Here is a 23,720-nt window from a genome sequence, read left to right as displayed (position 1 = left end):
ACCGCCGAGCGATGGGCCCGGAGCGCGGGGGAGGGGAGCGCCGGCTGCCACCGGGCTCCCCTCCAGACATCCCACACACCAACCCAGGCAGGGACACGAGCGGAAGGGACCCGATCCTAGATGAGCAGCAACGACGTCCACGAGCCCGACGACCGCCCCGACGCGGTGCAGCGCGCCGAGACCGGCGCGCAAGCCTGGCGTGCGGTCGTGCACGCCCAGCAGGTCGCGAAGCCGAACCACACCGACTTCTACGACCTCGCCGGCTACCTGGTCGACACCCTGGCCTCGATGGAGGCCCTGGCCCGGACCCTCGTCCCGCAGGTCGGCCGCTACGCCGACGGGCGCGCAGTCTACGACGACACCCACACCGTCGACCCGGGGGAGCGCCTCCACGACGCCACCCTCGACCTGGGGCATCTCGCCGAGGCGGTGGCGTACGCGGCCCGGGACGTGAACCGGTTCTGGTCGGCCATCGGCCACATCGGCGTCGAGTGCGGCGAGGGGTCCCGGTGAGCCGGGTGCGCGCGATCGGTGGCCCCGCCGCGATGGTCGCCGGGCTGCACGCCTGGATCGACGAGCACGACCCGCACGTGCAGGCCGCCGTCTGGCTGCTGCTCGCTCACGAGACGTGGCCCCGCCGCCCGGAGTTCGTGACGGCGTGCGTGAACCACAGCCCGGACGGCGGGTGGTGGATTGACTTCCGCGCTGCCCGCGTCGCGTTCGAGCACGGCGAGTTCGACAAGTCGTCGTCGACCGAACGGGCCGTTCTTGACCTCGCGATCGCGCTGGGCACCGACCGCTACCTGTTCGCCAGCATGGGGCCGGGCAACGCCCGCGCGATCGCCACCGCTATCGCCCACGCAGTCGGAGCCGACCGGTGAGCGCCCGGGCCGTGCTCTACGGGCTGCTGTCCGTCGTCGCCGGGGCAGCCGCTGTGCTCTCGTTCGCCGCGCTGCGCGACCTGGCCCTGCTGTGCGGGTTCGCGTCGCAGCTTGCGTGGCTGCTGCCCGTTGTCGTCGACGCCGGGGCTGCGGCCGGGTCGCTGGTTTGGCTGGGCGGGCGCACTGCGCGCTCGGCGCGCACGTTCGCCCGCGCGCTCGCGCTGGCGCTGCTGGGGCTGTCGGTCGCAGCCAACGCGCTCGGACACGGCCTGGAGGCGTTCCGGTTGGCGCCCGAATGGTGGGTCGTCGTGATCGTGTCCGCAGTCGCGCCAGCCGTGCTGGGCGCCGTCGTGCACCTGGCCGTCCTGGTCAGCCGGCCCGACGACCCGCCCGTCGCCGCAGCCGACACGGACGGGCCCGCAGAAGCCGACGCCCTGATCGCCGCCGGAGCCGGGCGCCGCCGGCTGGCCCGCGAGCTGGGCATCAGCGAGTACGAGGCCCGGCAGCTGCTCGACCGCAACCGCACCACCGGCGAGCCGCCGCTGCTCGCCGTCAACGGCTCCGGGAGGGCCACACCATGAACACTTCAGTCCTGAGCCTGCTTGCCGTCCTGGTCGCCGTCGCCGCGATCTCCTGGCGCCGCGGGGCCCGCACCGTGGGGTTCTGCGCCGCCGTCCTCGCGGCGCTGACCGCGTGGAGCCTGATCCTCACCTCGAGCCCGCTCCTGCTGGCCGGGCTGGGCGCGCTCATCGCCTTCGGGTTGTGGATGCGCCACGGGCGCACGATGGCGACGGTCACCCGCTGGGGCACGTCCGCCCGTCGTAAGGCCGGTGTCGCGTCGACCGTGGACATCGTCCGTACCGGGTCGGCGCTGGCGATGCGCCGCCGCACCCCGCAGGTCCGGCCGTCGCTGCGGGCCGGTTCGCGCGGCGCGCGGATGGTGCAGCTGGTGCGGCTCCCGGCCGTCGCGGTCGCCGTCGAACTGTGCCGGGTGGCCGGGCTGCGGGTGTGGGCGTCGGTCGAGGACGTCGTGATCGTGTTCGGCGGCCCGCGCGTCGGGAAGTCGCAGTGGCTGGCCGGGCGGATCATCGACGCGCCCGGCGCCGTCCTCGCTACCTCGACCCGCACCGACCTGCTCGACCAGACCGGCGCCCTGCGCGCCCGGGTTGGACCGGTGCTGGTGTTCAACCCGGTCGGTCTCGGCGGACGGCCGTCGACGGTGACGTTCGACCCGCTCACGGGTTGCACCGACCCGGCCACGGCGAACGAGCGCGCCGCCGACATGCTCGCCGCGGCCAACCGGCCGGGCGGCCCGGACCGCGAGTTCTGGGACGACCAGGGCCGGCGCAACCTCGCCGCGCTCATGCACGCCGCCGCGCTGGGCGGGCACACGATGGCCGACGTCGGGAAGTGGATCGCCGAGCCCGACGACCACGCGCAGCGGATCCTCCTGCTGCTGCGCAACAAGAGCCCGGAACCGGCGTTCGAGAGCGCGGTGCGCCAGTTCATCGGCACCAACGAGAAGACCCGGTCGTCGATCACCTCGACGATCGCGCCCGCGCTCGGCTGGCTCACCCACGGCCCGGCCCGGGCCGCCGCGCGTCCGATCGCCGAGGGCGGGCAGCCGTTCGACGTCGCCGCGCTGCTGGCCGCGAAGGCGACGGTCTACATGCTCGGCGGCGAGGAGGCGCAGGTCGCGCCCCTGGTGTGCGCGCTCACCGGCTACATCGCCCGCGAGGCCCGCCGGCTCGCCGAGGAACGGCCGGGCGGCCGGCTCGACCCGCCGCTGTCGCTGCGCCTCGACGAGGCCGCGCTGATCTGTCCCGTCCCGCTCGACCGCTGGTCGGCCGACATGGGCGGGCGCGGGGTGTCGATCATCGCCTGCTTCCAGTCGCGCGCCCAGCTCGTCGACCGCTACGGCGAGGCCAAGGCCGCGGTCATCCTCAACAACTCCGGGGCCCGGGTGCTCTACGGCGGCACCGCCGACCGCGACGACCTCACCTACTGGTCGACGCTCGCCGGGGACCGGGACGAGCCGATCACGACCACCGACCTGCACGGGCGGGTCGCCTCCCGGACCGTGCGCCGTGTCCCGGTGCTCGCGCCCGCGCAGCTGGCGAACCTCCCGGGCGGGCGGGTGGTGGTGTTCCGCCGGGACATGCCCCCGGTCGTCGGGCGCGCGGAGCAGGCGTGGCGCAGGGCCGACGTCCACGCCATCCACCATCCCGACGCGCTCACCGTCCGGGCCCGGGCGTGGCGGCACCGCCAGACCGTCCGGGCCGCCGCCTGGATCGGGCGGACCACCCGGCCCGCCCGCACCTGGGCCACCGCCCGGCGCCGGGCCACGCGGGGCTGGTGCGGCGCGCGGTGGACGGCGCTGAGGGTGCGCGTCACCGGGCACGGCGGCCCGGTCCGATACCGAACGCCGACCGTCGTCCCGGGGCAGGTCGTCGACCGCCGCCCGGGCGCCGACGTCATCCCGTTCCCGCCGCCCGACGCCCGGCCGCCGCACGAGCCACCCGCCGACCCGTGGGGAGACGCGCGATGACCACCCCACCGCCATCCCCGCGGGAGATCGCCGACCTGACGGCCCGCCTGCGCGCCCTCACCGGGTGCCGAGCTGATGAGGCCGAGCGCGCAGCCTTCCTGGAGGACAAGGAGGCCCTGCTTGACCGCATGGCGGATGACGAGGGCAGTGCCGTCGCCGTCCAGCCACCGATGACCGCCGAGACTGCGGCCCGCGCGCTTGCCGGGCCCGGCCGCACGCTCGACGACTCCCGCGCGCTGGTCCGGCAGTACCTGGATGAGGTGTCCCGGCAGGTCGGCGTGCCCGTGCACCGGTGGGGCCTCGACGAGGAGGACCTGCGCGCGATCGGCAGCGGCGCTGTCACCGCCGCCGATCCCGAGCAGGCGCGACGCGAGCAGCTCGCCACCTGGCACGCGGACGACCATGGCCTCGATGCCGGCATCGACCTGGTGCGTGAGCGATGACCCCGGACGAGCAGGACACGACGGTCGTCGCGCTCGGCCGCTCGCTCGCCCGCGCGCTGCGCCGGATCGACGCCGTTGACGCCAACGTCGTGCAGCTCGCGAACGACGTCGCCGGGCTGCGGGGCGGTCACGTCACACCGTCGGCCGAGAGTGACGGGCCGCCTCCTGTCCGGTCCTGGCTGCTCGCCGTCGACGCCGAGCAGGCCGTCAAGGATCTGGGTAACCTCGTGGACTGGGTGCGCCGCGTCTACGTCCGCTACGCCCGCGCGCATCTCTCGTCGTGCTGGCTCTGGCACCCCGAGGTGATCGAGGAGCTGTGGTGGCTGCGCTGGGCGCACGCCGACGCCTACGACCCCGAGCAGGGGTCCTGGCTCAAGGCCGGGGACTGGCACGACCGGCAGCGGCCCGGCGTCGAGCGTCGCGTCAACGGGCTGCTCGGCAAGTGCTCGCTGTCGCGGCACGCGGACCGCAACGGCCGGCCCGCCGACGTCACCGAGCCCGGTTACCCGCCCCTCGCCGAGCACCACGCCGCCGTCGCCGCGCACTGGGTCGCCACGCGTACCGCTGGCCCCGAGCCAACGGACGCGGTGCTCGTCGAGGCCGAGCAAGCGGAGTACACCGAGCACCAAGGCCGAGCATGAGCATCTGCACCGTGGCGGGCTGCGGCCGGCCGCACCACGCGCGCGGGTGGTGCCGACCGCACTGGCGGCGGGCACGGCGCGGCGACGTCCGTGCATCGGTCCCGATCCGTGCAGCCGGCCTCAGCTACGCGGGTCTGCATCGCCGGCTGCGCGCCGTGCGAGGGCCGGCCGCCGGCCGGCCCTGCGCCGAGTGCTCCGCACCGGCGTGCGTCTGGTCCTACGACGGCGCCGACCCCACCGAGCGCATCGATCCCGCCCGGGGTTACCGCTACAGCCTCGATCTGGCCCGCTACCGGCCCCAATGCCGGTCCTGCCACCGACGAACCACAGCGCTCGATGTCGAGCGCGTCGCCCGCCTCTACCGCGCCGGAGCCAGCTCGGCAGGAATAGCCGCACTGCTCGACGTCAGCCCGGCCACCGTCCTCCGAGCCCTGAGATCCCACGACGTCCCGATCCGATCCCGAACCAGGAGAAGCCGATGACACCCGATGAAGCCGTTCCCGAGCACAACCCAGAAAACACGGACCAACGCGAGCAAGAGCAAGACCCACACCCACGCATCACGATCCCGTGGTGCCCGTCGCGAGCCCTGGCGGGCCCGCTCGGAACCGCTGCTCAAGATCAACACAACGGAGGGCGGGACCTCATGATCCAGTTCGACGAGCCGCGACGGGGTGACCGGAACGACGCCCGTCACCCCCTTGAGCGCGGTGCCGCGACCATGCTTGCCGTGCTCCAGCGCAACCTCGCGATCGCCCGCGCCAGCAGCCCGGCCGCGATCGCCGCGGAGGAGCCGGACAACCCCGACCCGGAGGCTGACTACGCCGCGTGGGTCGTGCGGATGCAGGACGGCGAGCGCCAGGGCCGCGAGTGGGCCCTGCAGTTCCTCGCCACGTGCCTTCGCGACGATGACTCGCCGGATCCCGTCCGGCCGCTGATCGATCCCGCGTTCGCCGCGGAGTACGTCGACGCCGTGCGCCGGGCACGCGCCGCGATCGCCGCCATGACCGGCCTGGCCCCGGCAGCGGCCGAGGCCGCCCGGCACGACGTGCTCGTGCGCTGGTACGCCGACGACGAGGAGGCGTGATGCTGAGCGTCCACCGCGGGCATTCCGTCCGCTACCTCACCGACGAGGTCGCCAAGGCCCGCGAGGGCTACTACACCGGCGCCGTCGCCGCCGGCGAGCCGCCGGGGCAGTGGTGGGGCCGGGGCGCCGAGACGCTCGGGCTCGCTGGCGACGTCGACGCAGACCTGATGGAGGCCGTCTACACCCACCTTCGCGATCCGCGCGACCATGCGGCCCGCGATCGCACCACGTGGGATCAGGCCGCCGCGCTCGCCGCGGGGCACCGCAAGTACCGGGCCGCCGAGCAGATCTACGCCGGGCTGCTCGACGAGCACCCGGACGCCGGCCCGGAGGAGCGGGCCGCGCTGCGGGCACAGGCCGGGCGCTCGGCGCGCCAGGCCGTGTCGTTCATCGACGTCACGTTCTCCGCGCCCAAGAGCGTGACCGTCTCCGGGCTGGCGTTCGAGCGGGCCGCAAACGAGGCCCGCGCCTGCGGCGACCTCGACGCCGCCGCAGCCTGGGACGTCCACGCCCGGGCCGTGGAGGACGCGATGATGGCCGGCACCCGCGCCGGGCTGGCCTACCTGCAGGAGCACGCCGGGTACTCCCGCGTCGGGCACCACGGTGGCGGGTCCGGGCGGTGGATCGACGCGCACGAGTTCGTCGTCGCCCAGTTCTTCCAGCACGACTCCCGCGAGCGCGACCCGCAGTGGCACATCCACAACGCCATACTCAACCGCGTGCTCTGCTCGGACGGCGTCTGGCGCGGGCTCGACGGCCGCGGGATCGACGAGCACAAGGCCGCCGCCGGTGCGATCGCCGAGCGCGTGATGGAGGCGCACCTCGCGCGGTCGCTCGGGCTCCGCACCGAGACCCGGCCCGACGGCAAGGCCCGCGAGGTCGTCGGCGTCGACCGCGACCTGATGGACCTGTACTCGTCGCGGCGCGCGCAGATCGGTCCGAAGGCGGCCGAGCTGATCCGCCAGTTCACCGCAGCCCAGGGCCGCGAGCCGTCCCCGTACGAGCGGGTCGTGATCCACGAGCAGGCCACGCTCGTCACGCGCAAGGCGAAGTCCCACGACGGCGAGACCCGCGAGGAGCAGTTCGCCCGGTGGGAGGAGATGGCGCGTGATCGCGTCACCGGTGGGCTCGCCGCGCTCGCCGAGCACCTCGCGGGCCGCGCGCAGGACCCGGGCGAGGTCGCCGAATTCTCGCCGCGCGACGTCATCGAGCGCGCGGTCGCCGAGATCAGGAAGACCCGCGCGCACTATTCGCGCTCGGACATGGTCCAGGCCGTCTCCAACGCCCTGCCCGGCCACCTGGGCGTCGAGCCCGACGATGTCGGGCCGCTGCTGATGGGACTCACGGATGCCGCACTCGATCTCGCCCAACGCCTCACGCCCGTCGAGGACGCCGAGGCGCTGCCCGACGAGCTGCGGCTCGCGAACGGCGAGTCGGTCTACAGCCGCCACGGCTCGGCCCGGTACGCGACGCCGGGGCAGATCGCGGCCGAGCGGTCGCTGATCGCCGCGGCCGTCGAGCGCGGGGCGCACCGGTTCGCCGAGGACCGCGTCGACGAGGTGTGCGCGCGGTTCGCCGACTCCGGTATGCGGCTGGGCCCGGATCAGGAGGCCGCACTGCGCGGCGTCCTGACGTCCGGCGCGCAGGTGGAAGTGATCACCGCGGCGGCAGGCACCGGGAAGTCGTTCGTCGTCGGCGCCATCGCCGACACCTGGACCGACCCGGACGAGGAGCTGCCGCGGCGGGTGTTCGGGCTCGCGCCGTACCAGAACGCCGCCGAGGTCCTCGCCGGCGAGGGGCTCCCGGCCAAGAACGTGCGCGCGTGGCTGGCGACGCAGGGCCGCATCGACCGCACCCGGCCCGGACAGACCGCGGTGGGTCCGAACGGCGACGACGAGGCGTGGCGGCTGCGCCCCGGCGACATGGTCGTCGTCGACGAGACCGGGACCGCCGAGACCGGCGATCTCGTCGCCATCCGTGCCCGCTGCCGGGCCGCCGGTGTGAAGCTGCTGCTCGTCGGCGACCCGCGCCAGCTCACCACGATCGGCCCTGGCGGCGCGCTTGCGGACATCAGCGAGCACGGCGTCACCTACCAGCTCGCCGAGGTTCGCCGCTTCGACAACGAGTGGGAGGGCCCGGCGTCGCTGCGGCTGCGCGACGGGGACCCGGACGTGCTAGCGGAGTACGACAAGCGCGGCAGGCTTGTCGACGGTGGCACCGCCGAGCAGGCCGAAGCCGCTGCATCCCGCGCGTGGCTGGCCGACACCCTCGACGGCCACGATTCGCTGCTCATGGTCGGCACCAACGCCGCCGCCGCGCGCGTCTCGGGCGGGCTGCGCGCCGAGCTCGTGCGGCTGGGCCGCGTCGCCGAGGACGGGGTCCCGCTCGGCGAGGGCCCGGCGCTGGCCGAGTGGCGGGGCACCGCGGCCGGCGTCGGTGACCTGGTGCAGGCCCGTGCGCTGGCCTGGCACCTGCGCGGGTTCGAGGGCAACGGCGCCGCCCCGATCACGCAGCAGACGTACCGCGTGATCGCCACCCGCCCCGATGGCGGGCTCACCGTTGCGCCCATCGACCGCGCCGCAACCGACGGCGAGCGGAATCTCTGGGGAGAGGTTCTCGGCGCGCCCATGCAGCTGCCCGGCACCTATGTCCGCGAGCACGTCAGCCTCGGCTACGCGAGCACCAAGGACGCCGCGCAGGGCCGCACGGTCGATACCAGTCACTCCGTCATCGGCCCCGGCACGGACGCCGCCGGCGTCTACGTCCCCGCGACGCGCGGCCGCGCCCGCAACACGCTCTACGCCGTCACCCGCCATCTCGCGCCCGACGCAGAGACCGGGGAGACGTTGGAGGTCGCCGAGCGCACTGGCGCGGCCGTGCTCGCCGACTGCCTGGCGAACGTCCGTCAGGACCGCTCCGCGCACGCTGAGCAGGTCCACGCGGAGGCCGAGGCCCGCTCCGTGATGACGCAGATCGACCGGATGGCGGACCTGATCCGCGAGGTGAATGCGGGCCGAACCGCCGCCACCCTCGACCGGCTCGCTACCGCGGGCCGCCTCACCGACCACGAGCGCTGCCGCCTCGCCGCCGACGACGCGTTCGGCTCGCTCGAGCGGCTGCTGCGCACCGCAGAACTCGCCGGCCACGATCCCGACCAGGTCCTCGCGGCCGCCATCGAGGCCCGAAGCCTTACCGACGCCGACTCGCCCGCGCAGGTGATCCACCACCGCATCACCCACGCGCTCGCCGGCCGGCTCACCCCGCGCCCGCGGGAGGGCGCGGCCGATCTCATTCCGCACCACTTGCGGGCCGACGCTGTCGCGGTCGCCCCGGCGGACGCCAAGCGCGCCGCCCGCCTGCACCAGCTCGCCGAGGCGGCCGACACCCGCCGACACGAGCTCGGCGCGCTCACCGCCGAGCAGGCGCCCGCGTGGGCGGTGGACGCACTGGGCGCCGTGCCCGAAGCGGATCAGGTGGTCGCGCGGCAGGACTGGGAGCACCGCGCCGGCTGGGCCGCCGCCTACCGCGAACTCGTCGCCTACACCGACGAGCAGGACCCGCTCGGCCACGCCCCCGGCAAGGGCCGCGTCGAGCATGCGGTGATGTTCCGCGCGGCGCACGAGGCCCTCGCGCTCGTCGACGCCGGTGCGGAGGAGGCCGACCTGTCAGACGGTGCCCTGCGCGCCCGCGTCCGCGCCTACGACCGAGAACTCACCTGGGCGCCCCGCTGGGTCGACGACGAGCTGGCCGCAACTCACCAGGCCCACGCCAAGGCGACCACCGACGCCACCGTCTGGAACGCGCGCGCCGACGCCCCTGACACGGACCCCGCCGACGCCGCCCGGCTGCGCGCGGACGCCGCCGCGGCTCGCGCTGAGGCGGAGCGGTACGCCGAGCAGATCGCTCAGCTTGAGGTCGTCGACGAGGCGCGCGCCGCGTGGTTCACCCACACCGCCGTGACACGCGACCGCGCCGATCGCGCCCGCGTCGAGCTGAAGGCTCGCGGGGTCGACCTCGACCACCCGGACGACAGCACCACGGGGCCCCAGTGGCTGGCCCTGCATCGTGCCGAGCAGGCAGACCGCGAACGGGAGCAGCCCGTGACAGAGGTCGACGTGGTCGACGACGAGATCGCCTTCACGCATCGACGCGACGAGGCTGAGGCAGTCGCACCGGACGTCCGCGACACGAGCACCCCGGACCCCACCGAGACGGCCGACCCTTCGCACCGCCGTCATGTTCCGCCGGCCGCGGAATCGACCCTCGCCGTCCAGCGCGCGCAAGAGTCGCTGGCCGAGATCGCGCAGCGTCGTGCCGCCGACGCGGCCCGCGCGGAGGTCGACGCCGCCGAGCGCGATGCTGCCGAGGCAGCACGGCGCGAGGAACTCGCCCGATGGTCGACCGAGCCCGAGCTCGCCATCGGGACGGACGACCACGTGCTCACCCGCGAGGATTGACCACTGAAGCTGCGGCCCAGGTGACGACGAAGCCGTCCGCCTCCAGCTCCGCCCGCGCGGTAGCGATGTCGCCCCGCCGCAGCTCCCGCCATACCGCCAGCAGCTCGGCGACGGGCTCCGGCAACCACACGCCCGGGTGTCGCACGACCGGCCCCCACCTGGGCTTCGGTCGTCCCGAGCCGTCCGCATGAAGTGCGAACGGATGCCACCGCACGACGTGCTCCGAGAGGTCTGCGTCGAGCACGACCAGCCCGCGCGGGAACCCGCCGCCCTCTCGCTCGTCCGGCAGGTCGAGCGCCGTGCACAGATCGCCGTACTCCCACACCACAACGAGCCGCGTCGCCGTAGCTACGGCAGGCAGCTGCCCGAGTCCAGCGATCGCTGCCGCGGCATCCGCTCTGCGCCGGAATGGCCGCGTGGCGACGCTCCCGAGGTAGGGCTGCACGAGGTGCTTGCTCAGCAGGTGAACGGTCGGCGGGCATACGGCACCGTCACGAAGCATCGTATCGGCCAGCTCGACGCTGCCCGACTCCACAGCGTCGACCAGCTCGTCGAGAGCCGGGTCCACCTCACCAGTATGGCTCCGTGCCTGACATTCTTGGCCGCGCTCGCCACGTCGTTGTCACCGGCTAAGAGGTCGCAAAGCCGACGGCACGTCGACTGTTGACGCCGCCGTCCGCCAGCGGCCCGTGCTCCACAGGCGGCACCCGCTCGGCGTCGACGGCGAACGCCAGCATCGGAACAGGCAGTAGCGTGCCGTCATGTCGTCCCGGAACTCCAACGCCGACGCCCAGGGTGCAGCAGCCCATCTCGCGCCGTTGCTGCAGCGGTTGGCGCGCCAGTCATACGATGAGTTCGACGGAGTGGGAGTCACGCCAGGCAACTCCGTCGCGATCACGCCGGAGCAGGCGCACCTGCTGGTGGACACCCTGCTGGCAACGCTGCCGCGTTGCTATGGGGTGCCGGACGGACTACCCACGGACGAGGAATGCGCCATGCCCGACGCCGTGTGCCACATGTGCGCGCGAGAGTCGCGTCGGCTACCGCTCTCTCCGTGACGGTCTGCCGGCGCCACTTAGCCGTTCATACCCTCATGCCACCCTCGGGCGTAGCTGGCGTCGGAGGGATCCGTACAAATGCTTGGCTGCGCTGCGTCGCGGTCGACGAACGCGCTCGAGTGGGTGAGGCCGTAGTCACCAACGGGACAGGTCTCGCTACGCTCAGCGAATGTCGAGGGGGAGCTCGGTGACTGACGCGCCAGAGATCGGGGAGCTGGTCCGGGTGCGCGGGCAGCAGTGGGTGGTGAACGGACGCCGGTTCAGCACCCAGCCCCGGGACGAGCTCGCTGCCGAGGTGCCGGGCCGCACGCTCGTGTCGCTCACGAGCGTCAGCGACGAGGACCTCGGCGACGAGCTGACCGTCGTCTGGGAGATCGAGCCCGGCCGGGAGGTCCTGCCGGAGACGCGCCTGCCGGACGTGACGGCGGAGGGCTGGGACGACCCGCGGATCCTCGGAGCGTTCCTCGACGCCGTGCGCTGGGGCACCGTCGCCAGTGCCGACGACACGACCTTGCAGGCCCCGTTCCGGGCCGGCATCACGATCGAGGAGTACCAGCTCGAACCGGTAGCGAAGGCGCTGAGCATGCCGCGGGTCAATCTGCTGGTCGCCGACGACGTCGGCCTGGGCAAGACCATCGAGGCCGGGCTGGTCATCCAGGAGATGCTGTTGCGCAACCGGGCGCGACGGGTGGTCGTGGTGTGCCCGGCCCCGCTGACCGGCAAGTGGCGCGACGAGCTGCTGGAGAAGTTCGGTCTGCGGTTCACCGTGCTCGACGCCGCGGCCCTTAAGGCGCTGCGGCGCAGCCACGGCCTGGAGGCCAACCCGTTCTCGGTGTTCCCCCGCATCATCGTCAGCCTGCCGTGGCTACGCACACCGCGCGTGCAGCGGCTGCTCGACGAGGTGCTGACCCCGGACAACCGGCACCCCGGCTTCGTGGATGTCCTCGTCGTCGACGAAGCGCATCACTGCGCCCCCGCGGCTCCGGCGAGCGGCCGGCGCTACGCGCTGGACAGTCAGCAGACGCAGGCGGTCCGCCGGCTGGGCGAGCACAGCCAGCACCGGGTCTTCCTGTCCGCGACGCCGCACAACGGCTACGCGGAGTCCTGGCAGGCCCTGCTGGAGATGCTCGACCCGCTGCGGTTCGCCCGCGGGGTCGAGCCGGACCCGGGCGTCGTCGGGCAGGTGATGGTGCGCCGGTTGAAGGACGAGCTGCTGCTGCCCGACGGCACCAGGCGGTTCCCCGGTCGCGTACCCCGTCACATCGAGGTCACCTACTCCGACGACGAGCGCGCCGGGCACGCGCTGTTGGCCGCCTACACCGCCGCCCGCCGCGGCACCCCGGGTGCCGCGGCCGTCCGCGCCGGTGACCTGATCACCCTGCTGCTGAAAAAGCGCCTGTTCTCCTCCCCCGCTGCCTTCGCGCGGACCCTGACCGCACACCGGGCCACCGTCGTGGGCGCCGACCGAGCCGCACTACCCCTCCTCGATGACTCGGTGCCCGACTGGCTGCTCGACGACTACGGCGACGAGCCTGACCCGGAGGAGGCCGAGCAGGACGTCTTGCGGCGCGCGGCCTCGCTCACCGGCGGCGCGGACCCCGCGCAGGCGGCGCTGCTCGACCAGCTCGCGGCATGGGCCGAGCGGCACGCGGAGCCGGCGGACAGCAAGGCCGACGCGCTGGTCGAGGAGCTGCTGCGGCTGAGTCCGCCCGGCAGCTCCACCCGGGTGATCGTGTTCACCGAGTACCGTGACACCCAGGTGTGGCTGGCCGGGGTACTCGCCGCGCGAGGGCTCGGCGGTGACCGCCTGGGGCTGCTGCACGGGGGCATGGACCCGGTGCGGCGCGACCACCTCAAGGACGCCTTCCAGGCTGCGCCGGACCGCGATCCGCTGCGGATCCTGCTGGCCACCGACGCGGCCAGCGAGGGCATCGACCTGCAGCGACACTGCCACACGGTGATCCACTACGACATCCCGTTCAACCCGAACCGGCTCGAACAGCGCATCGGCCGCGTGGACCGCTACGGACAGCGCACCGAGGTCGACGTCGTGCACTTCGTCGGGGCCGGGTGGCAGTCGGCGCAGCCGGACTCCTACAACGGCGACCTGGAGTTCCTTTCCCGGGTGGCCCGCAAGGTTGCCGCCGAGCGGCGCGACCTGGGCAGCGTCAACCCGGTGCTCGCCGGTGCGGTGGAGGCGCGGATGCTGGGCCGCCCGGTGCTGGTGGACCCGCTCACCGTCAACCCGAAGGTGTCCACCTCGGTGCTGCGCGCCGAGCAGGATCTGCGGGCCCAGGCGCAGCGGCTGCGCGCTCAGCTCGACACCTCCGTGGAGCGGTTGCACGTCGCCCCGGCCAACGTCCGGCGGGTAGTCGACACCGCGCTGGCGCTCGCCCAGCAGCCACCGCTGGTCGACGGCGCGCCGGGCGAGATCACCCCGCCGGAGCTGCGAGCCGGGTGGGAGAACACGCTGATCGGGCTCGCGGACCCCTTGTCCGGGGAGCTGCGGCCGCTGACGTTCGACCCGGCCGTGGTCCGCGGCCGCGACGACATCGTGCTCGGCCATCTCGGACACCCGCTGGTGGATCAGGCGACACGACTGTTGCGGAGCGCGGTGTGGGGTGGGCGGACCGACCTGCACCGGGTCAGCGCCGTCCGCTTCGACTCCCCGCCGGAGCTGGCGCTGCGCGGACCGGTCGTGGTCGTGATGGCCCGGCTGGTGATCGTGGGGGCCGACGGAGGGCGCCTGCACGAGGAGATCGTGCTGGCCGGCCGCGAGCTGCCCGCGGCCGGCCGCAGCAAGCGGCTGGACCTGGAGCAGCGGGCCTACCGCGCGCTGCGCGGAGCGGTGGAGCGTGCGCTAGAGCCCGCGGCCTGCCGCCCGGCCGCAGCCGCGACCCGCGAGCGGCTGGTCGCGCAGTGGGCCGAGCTCACTCCGCGACTGGTGGAGGACCTGGCGCTGCGAGCGACCGCACAGAAGGAGACGCGCACGGCGGACCTGGCGCGCCAGCACGAGCGGGCACGCACACACACCGTGGCGGTGTTCGACCAACTGCACGCCACGCTCACCGCCGCGCTGGCCGCGTCCGGCGCGGTACAGCTCACCCTGGACGACCTCGACCGCCGGGAGGTGGTGCAGTTCGAGCGCGACCGGCAGTCCTGGCAAGACCGACTCGACGCGCTGGAGGAGAATCGTCAGCAGGAACTCGACCGGCTCGACGCCCGCTACGGGCAGGTCCGCGAGCTTGTGTTCCCGTTCGCCGTGGTGCTGGCCGAACCAGAGGTGGGGTGATGGCGGGCCGGCGCAGGCGCCGCTACAGCGCGGGCGAGGCGGCGCGGCGGCGGCACGCGTGGCTGGAGCTGGTGCAGACCTCCGGACCGTTCCTGACCCTGCCGGTGGTGGAGCGGGTGTTCCCCAACGGCCTGCCGGACGTCCCCGGCCCGGTCCGGGCCGACGTGCGGGAGGCGACCACCAACGCCCTCTCCTCGGGCGGGGCGTCGCGGCACGCCGCGGTGCGCACCGTGCTGCACCGCGCCCTGGACTGGGCAGGGCACCTGAGGCTCGACACCGAACTACCTGCGGCGCTGGCCGAACCGGTCGCCGAGCACGGGCTGCTGCTCCGCCCCGACCTGGGGTTCTACGCCGAGCGGCACGACGACCCGACCGAGCTGGACGACGAGACCGACCCGGACGACGAGGACCCCGACAGCGAGGACGGCGACAGCGAGGACGGGGCCGACCCCGGCGACACGGGCGACGGAACCGGTGGGCCGTGGCGGCTGCTCGGCATGGTCACCGACTGGGGTGCGCACCCGCTTGCCCGCACCACCCGCCAGGGATGGACCGCGAGCCCCGTCGAGCGGCTCGCGGTGCTCCTGCGCGCCCGGGACGTGCCGGTCGGGCTGGTTACCGACGGACGCTGGTGGGCGCTGGTGTGGGCGCCTCTGGGCGGCACCACCGGTGCAGCCGTGTTCGACGCGAGCCTGTGGGGGGAGGAACCGGAGTCGTTCGCGGCGTTCGTGGCGCTGCTGACCCGGGCCCGCTTCCTCGCGGTGGCTCCGACCGACACTCTGCCAGCCCTGTTCGTCGAAAGCCTCGGCGCGCAGGAGGTCGTCACGGTGACCCTGGGCCGACAGGTCCGCGACGCCGTCGAACTGCTGATCGGCACCCTGGACCGCCTCGACGCCGAGAGCGGGATCCTGGGCGGGGTGTCCGACGACGAGCTGTACGACGGCGTCGTCACCTTCATGATGCGGCTGGTGTTCCTGCTCTTCGCCGAGGAACGCCGCCTGCTGCCCAGCGACGACGACGTGTACGTGGCCGCCTACAGCGTGGGACGGCTCGGTGACCAGCTCGCGGTGACTGAGCCGCAGATCCTGGAGCGCCGGACCGGGGCGTGGCACCGGCTGCTGGCGGTGGGGCGCGCGGTGCACGGTGGTGTGGCCCATGAGGACCTGCGGCTGCCCGCGTACGGCGGGAACCTGTTCGACCCTGACCGGTTCCCGTGGTTGGAGGGGCGCCGCGCGGGCGAGGCGACGACCGTCCGGCCCCCGGCCGTGGACGACCGCACCGTGCTGCGGCTGCTGCGTGCCGTGCAGGAGGTCGTGATCGACGGCGAGCGGCGCCGCCTCACCTTCCGCACTCTCGATGTCGAGCAGATCGGGTACGTCTACGAGGGCCTCCTCGAGCTGGAGGTGCGCACCGCCACAGTCACGACGCTGTCGCTGGCCCGGCCGTCCGCGTGGCCGAAGGTGAAGCAGCCGGCCGAGATCACCATCGACGAGCTGTCGGAGCGGCTCGGCGCGCCGGAGGGCCCGTCGATGGCCGAGTGGGTGGCGGCCCGGTCGAGCTGGTCGGTGGCGGCACTGGAGCGCATGTTCGAGAGCCCGTTGCAGGCCGAGCGGCGCGCGGCACTGCTGCGGGCCACCGGCGATCCGGCGCTGACCGAGCGGATCGCCCCGTACGCCGTGGCGCTGCGCTGGGACGAGCTCGGCCGGCCGGCGGTGACGCTGCCGGGGCGCCGGTTCGTCGCCCCCAGCACGCGGCGGGCCAGCACCGGTACCCACTACACGCCGCGCGCGCTGGCCGAGGACGTCGCCGGCAACACCCTGGAGCCGCTGGTGTACCGGCCGGGCCCGCTGGAGACGGCCGACCGCTCGGCCTGGGTCATCCGCCCGTCCAGCGAGCTGCTCGACCTACGGGTGGCCGACATCGCGATGGGGTCCGGCGCGTTCCTCGTCGCCGCGTGCCGCTACCTGGCCGACCGGCTGGTGGAGGCGTGGGAGGCCGAGGGCCGCCCGGCGGCAGTACTGGCCGTGCGACACCGCGCACAGGCTCGGCTGGCCGCCGACGCCGAGGTGGAGCAGGTGGCGCTGGACGCCCGCCGGCTGGCCGCCGAGCACTGCCTTTACGGCGTCGACGTCAACCCGCTCGCGGTGGAGATGGCGAAGCTGTCGCTGTGGCTGGTCACGATGGACCGCGAGCGACCGTTCGGGTTCCTCGACGACCGCCTCGTCGCGGGCGACAGCCTGCTCGGCCTGGCGAGCGTCGAGCAGCTCACCACCCTGCACGCCCACCCCGACGGGGGCCCGGCCGAACTGCCCTACGCCGACGGCTGGACCGACGCCCTCGCCCACGCCGCCGACCTCCGACGGCGGATCACCGCCCACCCGGTGGTGACCGGCCGCGACGCGGCGGTCAAGGCGAGCCTGCTGCGGCAGGCGCGAGAGCAGACCGCGCAGCTCACAGCGGTCGCCGACGCCGTCACCGGCGTGGGCCTGGCAGCCGCCGGGATGAAGGCGAAGAAGGCCGTGGACGCGAAGTTCACCGCGCTGTCCATCACGGTCGGCAACTCCGCGCCCGACTACGCCACCGCCCTCACCGACCAGATCCGCTCGGTGCAGGACGGGCGACCGGCCGGGGTCGTGCCCCGCGCACCGCTGCACTGGCCGCTGGTGTTCCCGGAGGTGTTCGCCGATGCCGACGACCCGGGCTTCGACGCGATCATCGGCAACCCACCGTTCTCCGGTGGCCAGAAGCTCAGCGACGGTCTCGGCGCCGACTACCTGAACTGGTTGCAGCGCTGGGACGGGCGCGATGTGAAGGGCAGCACCGATCTGGCTGCGCGGTTCGTCCTGCGCGCCGAGCGGCTGCTCGCCGGCCGTGGGCAACTCGGCTACATCGCCGTGAACACGCTGGTGCAGGGAAAGACGCTCACGGTCGGCCTCGCTCAGGTGGTGGGCCGCGGCTCGGAGATCCGGCGCGGACGGTCGAGCCATCCATGGCCCACCGACAGCGCCAACCTAGAGATCGTGGACGTGTGGGCGAGCCGCGCCCCCGTGGCGGCGGCCGGGCTGCGCTGGCTCGACGGCGAGGAGGTGCCGGAGATCGGCGCCGATCTCGAACCGGTCGGGCAGGTCCGTGGCCGGCCGCAGCAGCTACCGGAGAACGACGACCTCGCCTTTCAGGGCTCCAACATCCTCGGCCTGGGCTTCACCATGACCGAGGAGCAGGCCCGGGCGCTGATCGACAAGGACGCGCGCAACGCCGAGGTGCTGGCGCCCTACGTCATCGGCAAGGACCTCAACCAGCGGCCCGACTGCTCGGCCAGCCGCTGGGTCATCAACTTCCGGGACTGGTCGCGGGAGAGGGCGGAGCAGTACCCCGACGCCTACGACATCGTGGAGCGGCTGGTGAAGCCGAAACGCAGCAAGAACAAGGACCGGTCACGCCGCGAGCTGTGGTGGCGGTTCACTCGACCTGCGCCCGAGCTGTACCGGTCGATCGAGAAGCTGGACCACGTCCTCGCGCTCTCCCTGCTGAGCAGCGCGGTGCTGCCGGTGCGGGTGCCGATCGGTCCGGTATTCGCCCACAAGTGCGCGGTGTTCGCCCTCGATACCTTCGCCGATCTCGCCGTGCTCTCATCGAACATCCACAGCACATGGGTGGTCCGCTACACCTCGACCACGCGTCGCGACATCAACTACTCGCCGTCCGACGTGTTCCGCACTCTGCCCCGCCCCGACCCGACGCCCGACCTGGAACGGCTCGGGGCGCGGCTGGACGCCGAGCGGCGCGCGCTGATGCTCGGCCGCGGTTGGGGCCTGACCACGACCTATAACCACGTCCACGACCCCGCCGACCGCGACCCCGCCGTGGCGGCGCTGCGCGAGCTGCACGCGGAGATCGACCACGCCGTCCTCGCCGCCCACGGCTGGGACCTCGACCCGGAGATCGGCCACCACCGCACCAAGATCGGCACCCGGTGGACGGTGAGCCCGGCCGCCCGGTTCGCGCTGCTCGACCTGCTGCTGGCCGAGAACCACCGGCGCGCGGGGTACACCCCGTGACCGCCGCACCGCTGCCGGTCCCGCCGCCGGACCCCGAGCCGCTGCGGCTGCTCACCTTCGAGGACCTCGTCGAGCTGGCCGAGGCGAAGCGCTCCCGCGCCACGTCGGACGCGAGCCGGTCCGGCTGGGCTCGCCTCCTGGAGGTCGCGCGGGCCCTCGCCGGCGGCCGGGAGACCGCGGGTGACCTCGTCAGCGGGCGCACGTGGACGCTGCTACGCGTCCGGGTCGACGGCTACCAGGGTGTCGGGGCGCCGCTCACCGTCGACCTGGACCCCATTCCGGGCGTGACGGTGCTGATCGGCCGCAACGGGTCGGGCAAGTCCAGCATCGCCGACGCGATCGAGACCGCGCTGCACGGCGAGCCCCGCGCGCCCACCAGCACCGGCCGGGGCGGCAAGGCCCCGCTGTGGGATCGCGAGCACTGCGGCCGCGACGCGGCCGAGGCCCATGTCGAGGTCACGCTCCTCGCGGGCGAGGAGACCCTCACACTCGACGTGCGGATCGGCCCGGACGGCAGCGTCACGGGCCGGACCGCCCGGCACACCGCCGTCGACGGCATCACAACCGACCTGGACCTGGCCACGACCTCGTGGCGTTCCGCTCTGGCCGGGCACCGGCCGGTGTTCGGCTACGCCGCCGTCGAGCGCCAGGTGCAGCTCGCGCAGAACCTGCAGGAGTTCCTGGAGCCCCTGCTCGCCTTCGGTGGCTGCTTCGACGAGCTCAAGGCCGGGGTCGACGCCGCCGGGAGCGCGGCGGCGCAGGCCCGGGAGCGATGGGGGCAGGCGCGTAGCACGGCCGAGCAGCGGACCGACCAGGTCGACCGCGCGCACCCCGACGCGACGCCGACCGCGATCGACTGGCCGGACGTCGCCGACGACCCCGACGCATGGCTCACTACAGCCGGCCTCACCGAGACCGGCGTCGCCGCCCCGGAGATCACCGCCGCCCAACACGACCGGCTGCACGTCGCCGCGACCCAGGCCCTGGCGGCGCTGGCCGACCTCGAGACGGCCGAGGCCGCCCCCGCACCCGACCCGGTCACCGCAAAGCTGGCCGCGCCGCTCGCCGATCTGCACCGCGCCGCCCAGCACCTCGATGACACGGGCGACGCCTGCCCGGTCTGCCGGCGGGTCGGCATGGACTGGGCGGCCGCTCTCGCCGCGACCGTCGACACCGCCCCGGCCACCGCGGAGCAGGCGGCCACGTTCGTGCGCCGGCTCGCCGCGCTGCGGGCGGCGCTCGACGACGACCTCACCCCGATCGAGGAGGTGATCAGACACGACTGGTGCACGGCGGCGGTCCGCGACGCGTCGACACCCGTCCTGGCAGCCGGGGCGGATCTCCGACACCGGCTCGACGAGGACGGCCGCCGCGCCACGCCCGCGGTGCGCGCCGCCGTCCGCGCCGCTCACGACCGCCTGACCTCGGCCGCCTGGCACACGACGGTCACCGAGCTGGCCGCGCACACCGACCGGGAGCGGCAGTGGCGCCGGGCCCGCCGCGCCGCCGTCGAACCATTCCTCGGCGTGTGGCGGGAGGTCCGCGACGAGGCGATCGCGGCCGCGTCCTGGAAGTCCGCCGCCGACTGCCTGCGCACCCTGCAGAACGACCTGCGCGCCGAGCGCACCCGCAACCTGCGGACGCTGACCGACTCGTCGGTCCGGGCGCTGCTCGACGACGTCGGCCTGCACATCACCGGCCTGTCGGTGCAGGGCACGAAGGCCGACGTCCAGGTCGTGGACGCCACCGGTCAGCCGGTGCGACTCTCCCTGCTCAGCGCCGGCCAGCGCAACGCTCTGCTGCTCGCGCCCCTGCTGGCCGTCGCGCACGGTGGCCCGTTCGGGTTCCTCGTCCTCGACGACCCGGTGCACGCCTTCGACCAGATCCGCGTCGACCGGCTCGCCCAGCTCATCCACACCCTGGCCGCCGACCGCCGGGTTGTGGTGCTCACTCACGACGAACGCCTGCGCGAGCATCTCCTCGTCCGATCGCCGCACCACACTGCCCGCAACGTGCACCGAGACCACCTGACCGGCGTCGTCCGCGAGGAGCCGAGCCCGCCGATGTGGGAGGTGCTCCTCGACGACGCGGCCGCCGCCCTCGCGCGGGCCCCGAAGCCCGGGCCCAAGACCACGCCGCCGACAGTCCTCGTCCGCGGCCTGTGTCGGATGGCGCTCGACGACGCTCTGCGCCACTTTGTCCTGCAGGAGGCAGTTGGCGTCCCCCGCGACCCGCACACCGACCTGGCCGCCCTCGACAAGGTGGGCACGACCAAGGACCGGATCGACGCCGCACTGACGCTGCATCCGGGGCACGGGCGAGTCCTCGCCGCCGAGGCGATTGTCTCGACCCACCTCAACGGCTGGAACCAGGCCGCGCACGGCAAGGCCAAGACCCCTGGACCGACTGCTGCAGAGATCGACGATGCGCGGCGGGCCTGCAAGACCCTCCTCGGACTGCCGTGAGCACCGACGCGACAAGCCGTCGACTGGAGGTACTCGACCTGCGGATCCGGCTCGAACGCACCGCTGTGGAGGCTTACGTGCGCGTGTGCAACACACAACAGCGGCCGCGGGCGTCCGGCGTGCGGGTGCTGCTGCTGTTCTTGGTCGGCCTCGTCGACTCGGCCGAGCAACCGCGGGTGCACCGGCTCGCCGGGCTCGGGGACCACGTCTACCGCCGGACGTCGGACGTGCTGCACGGGCGACTGAACGCGCTGGACCTGACCGATGTCGTGGTGGAGGAGTGGCGGACCATCGTCACCGACCTCGAAGCCGTCGTCAGCCCATGACGAGGGACAAGGCTCTGGGCAATGTCAGCGACCGCACCGACCGCTTGACGCACACATCATGAGCACAGGACTGTCGGGGCCGGCCCGTAAGGTGCGACAGCCATGAGCACTGAGACCGTCACCACTTCTTTCGAGGTCCGCGCAGCGCTGGAGGACCTCCTCGAACGCGATCTGCTCGGTCCGCGCGACGGTGAGCGGGAGGAGCTACCCCCGGGCGTGCCACCTGCGGAGCGGTACCTGGTGGGGCGGCTAGTGCCCCGCACACGACCCAGCGACCCGCCGGTGGAGGACCAAGCCGATGGTCGGGACGACCCTGACCTCGCCGACCGCGAGGTCACTGCCGCAGCGGAGGTACAGGGCGACGACCTGGAGACCACTCCCGTTACCCGCACCGGCACGATGGCCGCCTCCGCCCTCGGGCTCTCCTTCCGGGTGCCGCTCGACGTGCACCGGGTGAACGTCACCGCATCGTGGGGGCGATACGCGCCGGCGAAGTCCGACACCCAGGTCACCGACCAGGGGCGGCCGCGGACGGTGTGGCGCCGTACCCCGGCCGGTGGTGTTGTGGAGGTCGACTTGCTCGATCCCGATCCGGTGCCTCAGGCGGTCGACGCCGACCAGGACGGAGTCGTCCTGCGTGTCACCGCTCGGGTGCGCGACGGCGTCCGGGTCGTCGACCTGGCCCTGGTCAACGATCAAGGACACCGAGACGGCAACCCGGACCTGCACCGCACCTATCAGACTCGACTCACCGTCACCGCCCTCGACGGCGCTGCGGCCGTGTTCGTCGGGCACAACGACCCTGAGCTCAGCGCCGTTCCAGCGGCGCACGACAGCGAACGGCTGCACCTGGCTCTGCTCTACCGGCGCCACCGGGAGTACGCCCACGGGCGCCAGTGCGCGGTCGACACGGACGTGCGCGACGGCGAGGACCGCGCGTGGCGGCTGCGTACCACCTCCTTCCCTGCTGCGGACGTGCCGCTCACTGTTGCCGGCACCACCGCCGCGATGCCCGGCCTGGTCCTCGACATGGCCCGGCTGGGCAGCCCGGAGCTCGCCCGCGACGACCTGGTCCGCGCCCTGCGACCGCTGGCCGTGGGCTATCGGCGCTGGCTGACCGACCAACGCCGACGGCTCGACGAACCCGAGATCGCCCGGTATGCACCTGCCGGTGAGCTCGCGCTCGACACCGCCGCCGATCTCGCGGATCGGCTTGATCGTGCGGTCGAGCTGCTGGGCCAGGACGCCATGGCCCGCGAGGCTTTCCGCTTCGCCAACCAGGCCATGGCGCTGCAACGGGTCCGCAGTGAGGTCACCCGCCGCCGGCTGGCCGATCCGGTAGCCGGCCTCGATGAGCTGCTCCGTCGCCTCGACGTCCCAGCGCAGCGCAGCTGGCGGCCGTTCCAGCTGGCGTTCGTGCTCCTGTGCTTGCCTGGGCTCACCGACCCGGCCCACCTCGACGCCCACCGTGACACCGAGGGTCAGGCACAGCTGCTGTTCTTCCCCACCGGCGGCGGTAAGACCGAGGCCTATCTCGGCCTTACCGCGTTCACCCTCGCGCTGCGCCGCCTGCAGGGCGTGGTCGGCGACGGGCCGCATGCGCGCGACGGCAGCGACGGCGTCGCAGTGCTGATGCGATACACGCTGCGCCTGCTGACTGCCCAGCAGTTCCAGCGGGCGACGGCGCTGATCTGCGCCTGCGAGGAGCTGCGGCGCGAACGTGTCGCGTCCGGCGACGGGCGCTGGGGCATCACCCCCTTCCGGGTGGGGCTATGGGTCGGCAGCTCGGTCACCCCCAACAGCTTCGACGAGGCCCGCCGCAGCATCGAGGACACCCGCGGTACCGACGACTCCCTCGGCGGCCCGCTGCAGCTCGCGGCGTGCCCGTGGTGTGGATCACGGCTGTCTGCAGGCCGAGACCTTGTCGCCGATGACAAACGCCGTCGGGTGCTGCTGTACTGCAGCGATCCAGAGGGCGACTGCGTGTTCACCCGACGCCGCTCGCCCGACGAGGGGCTGCCGGTGCTCGTCACCGACGAGGAGATCTACCGGCATACCCCGTCCCTGATCATCGGCACCGTCGACAAGTTCGCCCAGCTGCCGTGGAAGGCCGCCACGGGCAGCCTGTTCGGCGCGGTTGACCAACGTTGTGCCCGACACGGCTGGATGGTGCCCGACACCCCGTGGTGCACCGGCGCCCACCAGCGCAGCGGCACGCTTCCCCGGACTACCCCACAGCCGGCAATGCGGCTACGGCCGCCAGACCTGATCATCCAGGACGAGCTGCACCTCATCGCCGACGCCTTGGGCTCCATGGTCGGGCTCTACGAAACTGCGATCGATCGCCTGTGCAGTCGGGAGGAGCAGGGACAAACGGTCCGACCGGTGCTAGTGTCCTGAGTCATTAGTTTGTGGTCGATTGCTAGCGTGTGGCATGGCCGAACGGGGACCGAAGCCGGCGCAA

Annotated in this window: 15 protein-coding genes; 14 read left to right on the top strand and 1 reads right to left on the bottom strand. The window is 73.5% G+C overall.

Features of this window, described 5'->3' with window-relative positions:
- The first annotated feature begins 120 nt into the window (after positions 1 to 120).
- The 8 genes from BGP03_RS12410 to mobF all read left to right on the top strand — a co-directional run bounded on the left by BGP03_RS12410 (position 121) and on the right by mobF (position 10,057).
- The gene (locus tag BGP03_RS12410) at positions 121 to 513 is read left to right on the top strand and encodes a hypothetical protein (protein ID WP_298797119.1); all 393 of its coding nucleotides are present in this window, start codon (positions 121 to 123) and stop codon (positions 511 to 513) included.
- Positions 510 to 881, top strand: coding sequence for a hypothetical protein (locus tag BGP03_RS12405; RefSeq protein ID WP_298797121.1), 372 nt, complete (start codon positions 510 to 512; stop codon positions 879 to 881). The genes BGP03_RS12410 and BGP03_RS12405 overlap by 4 nt, the downstream gene beginning before the upstream one ends.
- Positions 878 to 1,462 carry a DUF2637 domain-containing protein gene (locus tag BGP03_RS12400; RefSeq protein ID WP_298797126.1) on the top strand — a complete coding sequence of 195 codons (585 nt, stop codon included), beginning with the start codon at positions 878 to 880 and terminating at the stop codon, positions 1,460 to 1,462. Before BGP03_RS12405 ends, BGP03_RS12400 begins: the two co-directional genes overlap by 4 nt.
- Positions 1,459 to 3,429, top strand: coding sequence for a TraM recognition domain-containing protein (locus BGP03_RS12395; protein ID WP_298797128.1), 1,971 nt, complete (start codon positions 1,459 to 1,461; stop codon positions 3,427 to 3,429). Before BGP03_RS12400 ends, BGP03_RS12395 begins: the two co-directional genes overlap by 4 nt.
- Positions 3,426 to 3,872: a hypothetical protein gene (locus tag BGP03_RS12390; protein WP_298797130.1), complete on the top strand. Its 447-nt coding sequence runs from the start codon at positions 3,426 to 3,428 to the stop codon at positions 3,870 to 3,872. Before BGP03_RS12395 ends, BGP03_RS12390 begins: the two co-directional genes overlap by 4 nt.
- A complete protein-coding gene (locus BGP03_RS12385) occupies positions 3,869 to 4,513 on the top strand; it encodes a hypothetical protein (RefSeq protein WP_298797132.1) in 645 nt (214 codons plus the stop codon). The genes BGP03_RS12390 and BGP03_RS12385 overlap by 4 nt, the downstream gene beginning before the upstream one ends.
- Before the next feature lie 721 nt (positions 4,514 to 5,234).
- The gene (locus BGP03_RS12380) at positions 5,235 to 5,600 is read left to right on the top strand and encodes a hypothetical protein (protein ID WP_298797134.1); all 366 of its coding nucleotides are present in this window, start codon (positions 5,235 to 5,237) and stop codon (positions 5,598 to 5,600) included.
- The gene (mobF, locus tag BGP03_RS12375; protein ID WP_298797136.1) at positions 5,600 to 10,057 is read left to right on the top strand and encodes a MobF family relaxase; all 4,458 of its coding nucleotides are present in this window, start codon (positions 5,600 to 5,602) and stop codon (positions 10,055 to 10,057) included. The genes BGP03_RS12380 and mobF overlap by 1 nt, the downstream gene beginning before the upstream one ends.
- On the opposite strand, the gene BGP03_RS12370 is transcribed toward mobF, so the two are convergent.
- Positions 10,041 to 10,625 carry a hypothetical protein gene (locus BGP03_RS12370; RefSeq protein WP_298797138.1) on the bottom strand — a complete coding sequence of 195 codons (585 nt, stop codon included), beginning with the start codon at positions 10,623 to 10,625 and terminating at the stop codon, positions 10,041 to 10,043. The genes mobF and BGP03_RS12370 overlap by 17 nt on opposite strands.
- 193 nt (positions 10,626 to 10,818) lie before the next feature.
- Between BGP03_RS12370 and BGP03_RS12365 the strand changes: the two genes are divergently transcribed.
- The 6 genes from BGP03_RS12365 to BGP03_RS12340 all read left to right on the top strand — a co-directional run bounded on the left by BGP03_RS12365 (position 10,819) and on the right by BGP03_RS12340 (position 23,656).
- The gene (locus BGP03_RS12365) at positions 10,819 to 11,115 is read left to right on the top strand and encodes a hypothetical protein (protein ID WP_298797141.1); all 297 of its coding nucleotides are present in this window, start codon (positions 10,819 to 10,821) and stop codon (positions 11,113 to 11,115) included.
- Between the two features lie 187 nt (positions 11,116 to 11,302).
- Entirely contained in the window at positions 11,303 to 14,407 is a 3,105-nt protein-coding gene (drmD, locus tag BGP03_RS12360) for a DISARM system SNF2-like helicase DrmD (protein WP_298797143.1), read from the top strand.
- Positions 14,407 to 18,465: a type IIL restriction-modification enzyme MmeI gene (locus BGP03_RS12355; protein WP_298797145.1), complete on the top strand. Its 4,059-nt coding sequence runs from the start codon at positions 14,407 to 14,409 to the stop codon at positions 18,463 to 18,465. The genes drmD and BGP03_RS12355 overlap by 1 nt, the downstream gene beginning before the upstream one ends.
- Positions 18,462 to 20,930: an AAA family ATPase gene (locus BGP03_RS12350; RefSeq protein WP_298797147.1), complete on the top strand. Its 2,469-nt coding sequence runs from the start codon at positions 18,462 to 18,464 to the stop codon at positions 20,928 to 20,930. The genes BGP03_RS12355 and BGP03_RS12350 overlap by 4 nt, the downstream gene beginning before the upstream one ends.
- Positions 20,927 to 21,256 (top strand): hypothetical protein, encoded by a 330-nt coding sequence (locus tag BGP03_RS12345; RefSeq protein ID WP_298797149.1) that lies wholly within the window; start codon positions 20,927 to 20,929, stop codon positions 21,254 to 21,256. Before BGP03_RS12350 ends, BGP03_RS12345 begins: the two co-directional genes overlap by 4 nt.
- Before the next feature lie 102 nt (positions 21,257 to 21,358).
- On the top strand, positions 21,359 to 23,656 hold the full coding sequence (locus tag BGP03_RS12340; RefSeq protein ID WP_298797151.1) for a hypothetical protein: 2,298 nt from the start codon (positions 21,359 to 21,361) through the stop codon (positions 23,654 to 23,656).
- The last annotated feature ends 64 nt before the right edge of the window (positions 23,657 to 23,720 follow it).

It is taken from the genome of Pseudonocardia sp. 73-21, assembly GCF_001899645.1.
Lineage (GTDB): Bacteria > Actinomycetota > Actinomycetes > Mycobacteriales > Pseudonocardiaceae > Pseudonocardia.
Note: the sequence above shows the minus strand (reverse complement) of the source record. Positions and strands in the feature narration are given on the sequence as shown.

Bases quoted from the DNA above. Each gene is read 5' to 3' on its own strand.
- BGP03_RS12410 (WP_298797119.1), top strand. From the start codon at position 121: ATGAGCAGCAACGACGTCCACGAGCCCGACGACCGCCCCGACGCGGTG.
- BGP03_RS12395 (WP_298797128.1), top strand. From the start codon at position 1,459: ATGAACACTTCAGTCCTGAGCCTGCTTGCCGTCCTGGTCGCCGTCGCC.
- BGP03_RS12390 (WP_298797130.1), top strand. From the start codon at position 3,426: ATGACCACCCCACCGCCATCCCCGCGGGAGATCGCCGACCTGACGGCC.
- BGP03_RS12385 (WP_298797132.1), top strand. From the start codon at position 3,869: ATGACCCCGGACGAGCAGGACACGACGGTCGTCGCGCTCGGCCGCTCG.
- BGP03_RS12380 (WP_298797134.1), top strand. From the start codon at position 5,235: ATGCTTGCCGTGCTCCAGCGCAACCTCGCGATCGCCCGCGCCAGCAGC.
- mobF (WP_298797136.1), top strand. From the start codon at position 5,600: ATGCTGAGCGTCCACCGCGGGCATTCCGTCCGCTACCTCACCGACGAG.
- BGP03_RS12365 (WP_298797141.1), top strand. From the start codon at position 10,819: ATGTCGTCCCGGAACTCCAACGCCGACGCCCAGGGTGCAGCAGCCCAT.
- BGP03_RS12355 (WP_298797145.1), top strand. From the start codon at position 14,407: ATGGCGGGCCGGCGCAGGCGCCGCTACAGCGCGGGCGAGGCGGCGCGG.
- BGP03_RS12340 (WP_298797151.1), top strand. From the start codon at position 21,359: ATGAGCACTGAGACCGTCACCACTTCTTTCGAGGTCCGCGCAGCGCTG.